The following is a 9000-nucleotide window of genomic DNA, read 5'->3' as shown; positions in this document are numbered from 1 at the left end:
ACCCTTGTAATATTCCGTCGTAGACAATTTTGTTCTTGAACGGCAGTAGAACTGCTTTCGCATAACATGGCAATCGGGTAAATGCAAGCATGTCTTCGAACGAATCATGAAGTGCTAATACAGCATACACGTTTTCATCCCCTATGAATACAGCATATTTCTTGAGCAATCGTTTGATGTAAAAATCGCCGCGCACAAATTTCTTCCAACTTCTTACGATTTCACGTTCTTCCTGGGATAATTCCTGAGGATTTTCCTCCAGATACGCATCGACAAGTTCGATATTGTCATAGAGAGCATCTCTTACAGAGAGCTTCTGCGAAGGCGGAAGGTTATTGTATTCGTCACCAGTGGCAATATCGGGAAAAATCCCCAACTTCAGATTCGCATAGTTCAGAAGTGACCACATAAGTCCGTAAAACAGATCGGCATCCTGAGTTGATAGTTTCATGAGCGAATCCTACACCTAAAATGTGCCGTAACTGTACAGGTGTCATTGCAAGGAGCGTTTTTCTTGCGATGACACAATCCTCAAGCTGGCAGATTGCGTTCAAGAAACCTGGAGATTGCTTCACCAAAAAGCGGTTCGCAATGACAGGCGCGAGATGTTTCTGCTAGACCTGTACAGTTACAATGTGCCTATGATTTAGAAATCGAAACCTGTCGGATTACCGATCATCTGCGGCCCAAGGAGCCGCTCGCATCGATGCTTCGCCTGTCAGGAGCCACGCCGGCCTAACGGATGCACGAGTTTCTGCTGAAAAAGGGTAAAACCAAGCTTCTGATAGAGCGTGGCGGCTGGATTGGCTTCAACGACGTTCAATTCCGCCTCTGCACAATTAGCCTCACGACCCCAATTCAGCAGGTCCTTCAAGAGGGACTCTCCCATTCCAGCGTTTCGGAACTCAGGCAGAACGTAGACCGCGCTTACATGAAGGATCTTCTTTGGCGCGTAGGCCCCATGGAGGGTGAGAATCTCCGCGCCGGCGAAACCCGCAAGGTTCCCGTCCGCCAGTTCCACTACCACGTAGCGGTAGTTCGCCTTCTCGATCTGCATCCTGAATATTCCGGTGAGTCTCTCCCAGTTGGAATCATCGGTCGAAACAGGGTGACCCCCGTAACTGGCCATATCCGCGACCATGGCACGGGTCATGGCGGAGATCTGCGGTGCATCGCCGGCACGCGCCGCCCTGAGTGTTTTTTTCGCCACAGGGGTTGTAGTCATTGCAGCTCCTGAGAGGGCAACTGTCAATGCAAAGTTGGAGTTCTGATTGATGAACCCCTTGAGCGCGTGGTCCGGTTTTGGGGGTCGATGATGTTCCACAAATCCAGCGTCAACGCAATCAGCCCGGCAACAACCATGACGGATCCGGCGATCATCAATTCCGTGTGTAGATACTCTACATAATTGACCCCATTGACCGTGTGCGTCGGCCCGGCCCAGAGGTGCACCGTCAGGGTAAGGAGACCGGCCACGATAGCCGTTGTCCCGCCGGCCAGACCGCTGAGATCCTCATCCGGCCGGCCCTGGTCCTCGAAGCCCACTTTTTCCCAGAGAGGGGGTATTCGCATCACCAGAAAGTAGACCAGGACGAACAGGCTGAAATAGAAACGGATATTGGTGGGCGCTACGCTGCCCCGCGCCATATTGGAGAAGTACATCTTGGTCCCTGCCGTGGCCAGACTGAGCAACAGGGCAATGACCGCCATGTTCCAGCCATTTTTCTCGCGGCGAATGAGTTTAACGGTGGCCCAGAGGCTGGTAAACCCGGCCAGGAGTGTGAAGATAACGGCCGCCTGAAAGATGAGCTTATAAGGGGCCATCACAGCCAAACTTTCCCAATTTTCCGGGAACCAGGCGATGCAAATAGTGCCAATGCCGCCCAAAATCATCAGGGTAGAGGCCAATCCTATCAAGATAATGGCGACGATACGTAAGATCTTGCCGAGCATGTTACTTCTCCTTTGCTCATAGTGTCCCGGTTACGATGATGAGCATGGCGCTCAACATGTACAGAGACGCACGTTTGAATAAACTGAAATCCAGACGGGGCGAAGGCCGAATCATACTCATGGTCACCAGCACAAATAACGCCCCGGAAATAACCAATAGAACTGCCCAATATCCTGCCGTCAGGCCAATGCCTGCGGCCGCCAGGGCCATTGCTGCCACCGCCAAAATGCTGGATAGGGCGATGATGGCGCGGGTGCGCCGGAAACCGTACAGGGCCGGAACCGTGGGTATGCCGGCCCGCTCATAATCCACCAGATAGTGCATTCCGAAGGTAAGCACATGTGTGGGAATCCAGAAGAGAATGGCGGCAGCCAGCGTTAACCCAATCCAGTCCACGTGGCCCACGGCCAGCGCCCGTCCCGCCAGCAGCGGCATCGCCCCTGCAATACCGCCCCAGATGATTGACCAGGGTGTGCGCCGCTTGAGCCACATGGTGTATGTCAGGACATCAAAAAAGACCCCGGCAAACAGGATGGTACCGAAGAGCGGGTTGAGTGCCAGCGCCCCAACCGTGCCTGCCAACGCCAACAGGAATCCCAATGCCAGCGCCTCGTTGGGGCCAATCTGGCCGGTGGGGAGGGGGCGCCAGCAGGTGCGCTGCATCAGGGCGTCGATGTCCCGGTCATACCACATGTTGAGGATGGTGCTGCCGCTGATGGCCAGGAAGAGGCTGCCGGCCATGACCATCAGGTGTCCCCCCCCTGTCCCTTGAGCGGAAGCCCGGCGCTGATGAAGCCCACCAACCCCGTCAGCAGAAGTAATCCTGTCTGCGGGCTTTTGATCAGCGACCAGTACAGCTGCATCCTGGTTGCCAGCGGTGTGTCTGTGTGTTTGCCTGCGCAGTCGTTCATCTTCATTTCCCTGAGAGGTGCAACGCACTTGCAGAAAGTGCGTCGTACCTACTGTGCGGGGTTTCGAGCGCAGCGGAATCCAATACTGGGGCTGAAAAAATCTGGTTCGGCGCTGTTGAACTTCCACACGCGCAAGTCATAGCCGTAGTCCATCTTGCCGCCGCCGCGCAAGGTGCGCAGATGGGTGTCCTGGTAGACGTTGCCAATCCATTGCCAGACGTTGCCCGCCATGTCGTACAGGCCGTAGGGACTGGGAGAATCGAGGGTTTGGAAACCGGCGTAAGCCTGGCCGTTGTAGAAACCAACGGGGGTTGTGTTGCCGACTTCATTGGGGCCGCCTTCAAGGGGATCGCCACTCTTGTAGAAGTTGCTGTTGGCTGGGGCAATGTCTGCACCCCAGGGATAGGCGCGGTCGCCATCCCCGCGGGCGGCCTTTTCCCATTCCAGATCGGTAGGGAGACGGCCGTCAACGTATTCGCAATAGCCTTGCGCCCCAAACCATGTCACCATCGTCAGTGGATGATTTTCGTATCCCGGTATGACACCAAACGTCTTGCCATCATAGGTCAGCCGGCTATCCGCTTCGTGCAAGGGAAAATGCAGCCAATCCCCGGCCTGGATTTCCTTTTCATGCTCGTGGCCATGAAATTCGTCGCCGGGATAGGTGCCTATCACGCCTGCATCGCCGATGGACAGGGAGCCATCGGCCAGGGCCTGGTTCAGGTAGGCGGCAAACTGAGTATTGGTCACATCTGTCACCATCATCTCATAATCGGCAGCGATTTCCCGATGATGGTTGTGTACTCCTTGCAGAAATTCGCCTGCCGGAATGGTCGCCCAGCTGTCGGGGTCTATACCGGTGTCGAATTCCGCTACCGGGGGTGGGCCGGCGGATGGGCTTGCGCAGCCGGCCAACACCAGGCTCAAAGCAATGAAAACTGCGATCAGCCGGATCATTGGGGCACCTCCTGTTTGGGGGTGTCGAGGTCTGTTTCCTGCAGCTCTGTTGTCCAACGTCCTTTTTGTTTGAATAAGTCAATCAGGCGCCAGAGCATCAGAATGCCCAGAACCAGCAGCACCAGGAATAAACCAATATCTGTCAGGATCATCGTCCAGTTGGTGATGGGCTGCTGGGCTGTTTCGCTGACGAACAGCCTTTTGATGGAGAAGATGGTCGCGGCGGCAAAGGCCACATCGGAGCTGATAATAATCACCCAACCAAACCATTGGCGCACTTTTCCTTTCAGCCCCACCAGATCGCCGTAGTAGAGCAGGATGATAGTGGCGATGATGCCTGCCAGGATATGCCAGTGGCCGGTCAGGGTAATACGCTCCTCCCGCGCCGTCCATACCCGGAAAATGTCGTCCAGGTTGATGGCCATATAGATGCCGACGGCCGTGACCACAAGATTCATATACACCATCTGCCAGGTCGCTCCAAACGGCAGCGGATCGTGCAGCAGGGCCCGTATCTTTTGCCCAAAATGGGCCTGGGTGATGCCCTTTTTGGCCAATCCCAACCGCACCTGCTGTCGCCAGGCATATGCCACCAGGAGCAGCGATGCCGTAATCATGAAAATCGAGCCGCCGTTGATGATTTTGTGGGCGATGGGTTCAAAAGGAACCACAGCCCAAACCCCCAATGTCACCACAATGGTGCCCAGAATCATGGTGGGCATAGCCACTTTGTGCCATCTGCCCTTGAAATCGAGCCAACGGCCGATAATCAGCGTCAGCGCCACGGCAATCAGGGTCAACATGATGTGCAGGTGGCCGATAATGGCCAGTTCCAGAGGCGTCTTGTGGGGCAGTCGCACCAAATCTTCCGCCAGGAAACTCTCGAAGCCATTGCCGAACAGTGAGCCGGGGACAGCGCCATACAAAACTGATCCCAGCGTGGCGAGCGCCATTGTAAAGAAAGCTGCCCGCTCCAGATCAACGCCGCCCCTGGTATGGGCGTATTCAGGATCGGTCACGTGATATTTTTCCTGCCAGGGCCACAAGGTTACGGCCAGGAGTACGCCGCCAAAAAAGAGCAGGGATTGGCCAAAGATGAACAGGCCATGAAACACGTAATTATGGCCGAAGTAGGCGAACCACATGCCAAATATCATGGAGGTGATGTAGCCCACCGTCACCAGACCGTTAATAGCGGCCTGGCGCTCTCGTTTCATGGCAACCATGTTGGTGATCAAGTAGACTTCGATGGCAACGACAGCCATGGCGATGGTGTGATAGAGCATGATGATTCGCCCTTCGCGTTCGGCCGGCAACAGCTCCATGCCCGTGATGCGAAGCCAGACATCGCGGATGCCCCATTCGGCCATGGGGCCGGAAAGCATGCCAAAAATGATGGTTTCCAGAGAAATGAGGGCAATGGCTACCAGTACCAATCCCTTTGTGGAACGGAACAGAAAGTCAAATCGTGTCTTTATGGCCTTCAACCGCATATCCTCCTTGGTCACTACTCAGGCTCTGCAGGAAAATGGCTTGTTGGCGCTCAGATCAACCACAGATTCCCCAGATTTTTGAGAATCAATCCACTTGTTCAATGACATAATGAGACAGTTATCTCATCCCGATTCCTAATCTGGACAAGCCAGAGGAACGCTGATTTACGCAGACCTTCGGCGTTTCGCAGGGATCAAAAACGTTCATCACAATCACTCTTTTGAAAGCAGTATTCTTCATGTCAGTTTTCCTGGACATACAGGGTTTTTCATGCGGGTTTGTCATCCCGAGACCTCGCTTGTGGGGTGAAACTCAACCCAACCCAGCCACCATTGCCGCTCGATCCACAACCCCTGCAGTGAGGGCGTATTGGCAGTGAGCGGGCTGCCCGCCCGGGTCCAGCGCATCATGCCATCGGGCGAGGATAGACCGCTATTGGCTGGAAGCAGATCGATGGCTCTGTCGCCCACCAGACGATCGAGCGCAATCACGTGGTCGGCGTCAGCGTCATAGATGACGGCGAAAAAACGCTCGCCGATGTGGTCGTTGATGACGCCTCGATCTCGCAGCAGGGCCAGGGGGTAGGCTCTGTCCACGCCGGCCAGGCTCAAGCCGGCGATTTCTTCGTGCATGGGCAGGCGGTTATCAGTTACAAAACCCGGGGCTGAGTAGTTGGTCGTAAACGCCTCCAACAGATGCTCCAGGCGATCACGAGGGATGAGTCCGGGATAGCGGCCGTTGTCGGGGAGAGGCTCCACGGCCAGTGTGGTGTGAGGGTTCATTTCCTGCCACCCTGACCAGCGGGTAAGCTCCCCACCCAGGGGCTGGAGCCGGGCGCCTTTGAGGGGTCCCATCAGTGCTTCGCCAGTGGCGTGCTGCCAGAGCGTGCCGGTTTGGTGGTCCCGGATGATCATGTTGCGCCGATACACGCCCGCCACCTCGAACGTCAAGCGCTGATCATCCACTTGGGCGGCATACACGATGCCGCTGTTGCAGGCCGCTCAGTAGGCGACCAGCAGGGGTGTATCTCCGATCTGGTCGTTGATCAAATGGCGGGGAGCGAGGGTCTCGAAGGGCCAGGCCAGTGCCTGTTGATCCCCTGAGTGCCCGAGCACCAGGGCCTGGCCCTGAAGGTTCGCCTGTGACGCCGGAAGGTGCACTGGATCGTCCAGGGAGACGAATATGCGTTGGGGCTGCAAAAGGATGGTGAGGATGGAGAAGAGAAGGACAAAGGGCAGGGCGATGAAGGAAGGTGGCGTGTTGACACAAGCGATGATTGCCAGCACCCAGGCTATGATGATCAGGACTGCACGGATGAGACGCATGCGATAAAGAGGCAGAAGACCGATGCGGGGGATGAAGGCGGGCAGCGACGGCATGAAGGCTGCGGTCACTGCGAAGAAAATCGACAGCAAAGAAAGCATCAGGTTACGCCTTTAGGGAGGTTAGTCCAATCCATCGTGGTTTTCCAGAGTGAGCGTATTGCGGTTATTGGACTTCAATAACGCCTGGCACCTGCCTGTCAGTTCATCCAGCGTGGAGGCATCATCCACAACCATGCTAAGCTGCCCGAGCCGGTTGATGGCATCCATCATTCGCCGGTTGTAAAGACGGGTACGCCCCAGGAACTTATCGACCATGGTTTTCTCACGAGGGGATTTTGTTTCATATTGGCTTGCACGGTAGATTCTTTGCTCAAAGAGCTCGTTGTCGGCCACGAGCCAGACAGCGGCGACGTTATCGAAATCCAAGGTCACAATCAATTCCGGCAATATTGCCGATCCTTCCATTACCAGCCGATCGGCAGAGAGGTCAGTTGCGTGAGAAGTAACAATGGCTTTGATATCGGGCCACACATTTTCTCTGTAATGCCGAATCACGTCGGTATAAAGCTCATCGACTGACAGTGACAGATAGTGCTCGGCCACATGGTCCGGCAGGGCTTCCGGCTTCATTCTCCACGGGCGTCCAGGGTGACGTGCGAGCATGTCTGTGGCACGGTAGCTCCATCCGGGCTGCAGTGCCAGTGATTGGGCAAGGGTAGATTTGCCTACATGCGATGAGCCGCCAATGAGGATGACCCTCAGATCGCGTTGAGACCTGGTCATGATATTATTACGCCGTCTATGGGGACAGCTGCTTCCTGGCGATGTAGACGAGAATGCCACTCTCAGGGGACGCTTTGTCTTCGGTGTAGTCGCCGAGTACATCGACATCGTGAAAGCCCGCGATGGCGAGCATTGCCAGGAGTTCGTTCCTGAAATAGAGCCGCTCGAGCAGTGTGTATTGCTCTTGCCGGACCAACTGCCCGTTACGCCAGAGGATTGCGCGGATTTGCCGGGTAGCCACCTGATCCAAGGGATCGAAAGCAGCCAGCCGGCTTCGCAGTTCAATTTCCTCGCCGTTTTCGGTACGTTTGCGGGTGCCGCTGGTTGGCCAGGCTTCAGGAAGCTTACGCCACTCTTCTTTGACCCAGTAGCGCCACTCGTCCGCGTCCTTGTAGGGCAGGTAATTGTCCAGAAGAAGCGCGCCGCCTGGCTCCAGGTGCTGGAAGAAACGGTTCAATGCCTCTTGATCATGCTGATGGGAGCCACCCAGGCCGAAGCCGCCACAAACAACGATGGATTTGTATTTGCGAGGCAGAGCCAGCTCGTGCATTGGCTGGTCGTAGAGGCGCGGCGTGAGTCCTTCCTTTTTGGCCCTTTGGCTGCATAGCGCGAGCATGTCAGGAGATATATCGCAACCGTCGACATCCAGACCGGCATGAAGGAAAGGGATAAGCAGCCTGCCGGCACCACAAGCTACGTCGAGGGCTGGTTGGCCATACTGCTTGACGAGCGCCTTGAAGTAGTCGAGCTCGGGGCCTTCTGTGTTGAACTCTGCCCACCAGCGAGCGATGAGACCATAGTGCCAGACTTGCGGATTGTCAGCCATATTTTTTTGGATCCTATTCGAAGCAGATTGAGCGGGTTGTCGGGCGGCAGTAATGGGTTTTGACTGCATCCACGGACAATCAGGGTATCCTGTATTGCAAATGAATATCCTCTGGCTCCAGCTCGAACAATTCCTGGTCTATCTCTCCCGTCACCTCACAACCCATATGCAAGTAGAAGTTCACCGTGTTCTCCGACGGTGTCGCCGAAATGTACAGCCTCCTGGCACCCAGTTCCCTGGCTCTCTCGACTGCTTTCTGGAAAAGCGTCTTTCCCCATCCTTTCTTCCTGTGTCCACTGCCCACGTGCAATAACCTGAGCTGCAACTGGTCTTTGGCCTTGCCGATGAATCTGCTTTCCAGTACTACAGCCCCTGCGATTTCCGAACCTTCAAATGCGCCATAGAATGTCCCGCTCCGATCAAAACAGTCACACAGGATGGGCGTGTACAAGGCGGCTTCACCGGGAGGCCATCCTTCCATGTCATAGTATTCTGTCTCCAGAACCAATGCTCCATCTCTCAGGTAGTACACGTGTTCGATTATCTCACTTCGGTCGATCGCCCAAATAGTGTCGATCTCGCCTCTCGCCAGTTCTCGTATAATCACCTCTGATCTTCTCCCGAAACAGCATTCATGCGGCCATGGGGCCGGGAGCCGCTACATGAACTCTAAGTGTAGCATCTGAGGAGGGGGATGTCAACACAAAGTTGGCGTTTTGACAGAGGGATGGGGGGACGCGGGGACACGGG

12 protein-coding genes are annotated in these 9000 nt (G+C 55.4%); all 12 read right to left on the bottom strand.

What is annotated here, in order from left to right:
- Nucleotides 1-451, bottom strand: a 451-nt coding sequence (locus U9R25_17440; GenBank protein ID MEA3337684.1) for a hypothetical protein, incomplete at its 3' end; no start/stop codon positions are given.
- Between the two features lie 267 nt (nt 452-718).
- Entirely contained in the window at nt 719-1225 is a 507-nt protein-coding gene (locus tag U9R25_17435) for a GNAT family N-acetyltransferase (protein ID MEA3337683.1), read from the bottom strand.
- Between the two features lie 23 nt (nt 1226-1248).
- On the bottom strand, nt 1249-1953 hold the full coding sequence (locus tag U9R25_17430) for a hypothetical protein (GenBank protein MEA3337682.1): 705 nt from the start codon (nt 1951-1953) through the stop codon (nt 1249-1251).
- A gap of 16 nt (nt 1954-1969) precedes the next feature.
- Nucleotides 1970-2695: a UbiA family prenyltransferase gene (locus U9R25_17425; GenBank protein ID MEA3337681.1), complete on the bottom strand. Its 726-nt coding sequence runs from the start codon at nt 2693-2695 to the stop codon at nt 1970-1972.
- Between the two features lie 5 nt (nt 2696-2700).
- A complete protein-coding gene (locus U9R25_17420) occupies nt 2701-2865 on the bottom strand; it encodes a hypothetical protein (protein ID MEA3337680.1) in 165 nt (54 codons plus the stop codon).
- A 48-nt stretch (nt 2866-2913) separates the two neighbouring features.
- Nucleotides 2914-3822, bottom strand: a complete 909-nt coding sequence (locus U9R25_17415; protein MEA3337679.1) for a formylglycine-generating enzyme family protein — start codon at nt 3820-3822, stop codon at nt 2914-2916.
- Nucleotides 3819-5309 carry a hypothetical protein gene (locus U9R25_17410; protein MEA3337678.1) on the bottom strand — a complete coding sequence of 497 codons (1491 nt, stop codon included), beginning with the start codon at nt 5307-5309 and terminating at the stop codon, nt 3819-3821. The genes U9R25_17415 and U9R25_17410 overlap by 4 nt, the downstream gene beginning before the upstream one ends.
- 288 nt (nt 5310-5597) lie before the next feature.
- Nucleotides 5598-6299, bottom strand: coding sequence for a DUF3179 domain-containing (seleno)protein (locus U9R25_17405; GenBank protein ID MEA3337677.1), 702 nt, complete (start codon nt 6297-6299; stop codon nt 5598-5600).
- Nucleotides 6300-6317: 18 nt separating this feature from the next.
- A complete protein-coding gene (locus U9R25_17400) occupies nt 6318-6740 on the bottom strand; it encodes a hypothetical protein (protein MEA3337676.1) in 423 nt (140 codons plus the stop codon).
- Nucleotides 6741-6761: 21 nt separating this feature from the next.
- Nucleotides 6762-7271: a 2-phosphoglycerate kinase gene (locus tag U9R25_17395; GenBank protein MEA3337675.1), complete on the bottom strand. Its 510-nt coding sequence runs from the start codon at nt 7269-7271 to the stop codon at nt 6762-6764.
- 169 nt (nt 7272-7440) lie between these two features.
- On the bottom strand, nt 7441-8250 hold the full coding sequence (locus U9R25_17390; protein MEA3337674.1) for a class I SAM-dependent methyltransferase: 810 nt from the start codon (nt 8248-8250) through the stop codon (nt 7441-7443).
- A gap of 79 nt (nt 8251-8329) precedes the next feature.
- On the bottom strand, nt 8330-8857 hold the full coding sequence (locus U9R25_17385) for a GNAT family N-acetyltransferase (GenBank protein MEA3337673.1): 528 nt from the start codon (nt 8855-8857) through the stop codon (nt 8330-8332).
- Nucleotides 8858-9000: the final 143 nt, after the last annotated feature.

Source organism: Chloroflexota bacterium, from assembly GCA_034717495.1.
Taxonomy (GTDB): Bacteria; Chloroflexota; Anaerolineae; order JAAEKA01; family JAAEKA01; genus JAYELL01.
This window is presented reverse-complemented; position numbering and strand designations above follow the sequence as displayed.

Excerpts from the sequence above, each read along its gene's own strand:
- U9R25_17435 (MEA3337683.1), bottom strand. The coding sequence starts at position 1,225 with ATGACTACAACCCCTGTGGCGAAAAAAACACTCAGGGCGGCGCGTGCC.
- U9R25_17430 (MEA3337682.1), bottom strand. The coding sequence starts at position 1,953 with ATGCTCGGCAAGATCTTACGTATCGTCGCCATTATCTTGATAGGATTG.
- U9R25_17425 (MEA3337681.1), bottom strand. The coding sequence starts at position 2,695 with ATGGCCGGCAGCCTCTTCCTGGCCATCAGCGGCAGCACCATCCTCAAC.
- U9R25_17420 (MEA3337680.1), bottom strand. The coding sequence starts at position 2,865 with ATGAACGACTGCGCAGGCAAACACACAGACACACCGCTGGCAACCAGG.
- U9R25_17415 (MEA3337679.1), bottom strand. The coding sequence starts at position 3,822 with ATGATCCGGCTGATCGCAGTTTTCATTGCTTTGAGCCTGGTGTTGGCC.
- U9R25_17400 (MEA3337676.1), bottom strand. The coding sequence starts at position 6,740 with ATGCTTTCTTTGCTGTCGATTTTCTTCGCAGTGACCGCAGCCTTCATG.
- U9R25_17395 (MEA3337675.1), bottom strand. The coding sequence starts at position 7,271 with ATGAAGCCGGAAGCCCTGCCGGACCATGTGGCCGAGCACTATCTGTCA.
- U9R25_17390 (MEA3337674.1), bottom strand. The coding sequence starts at position 8,250 with ATGGCTGACAATCCGCAAGTCTGGCACTATGGTCTCATCGCTCGCTGG.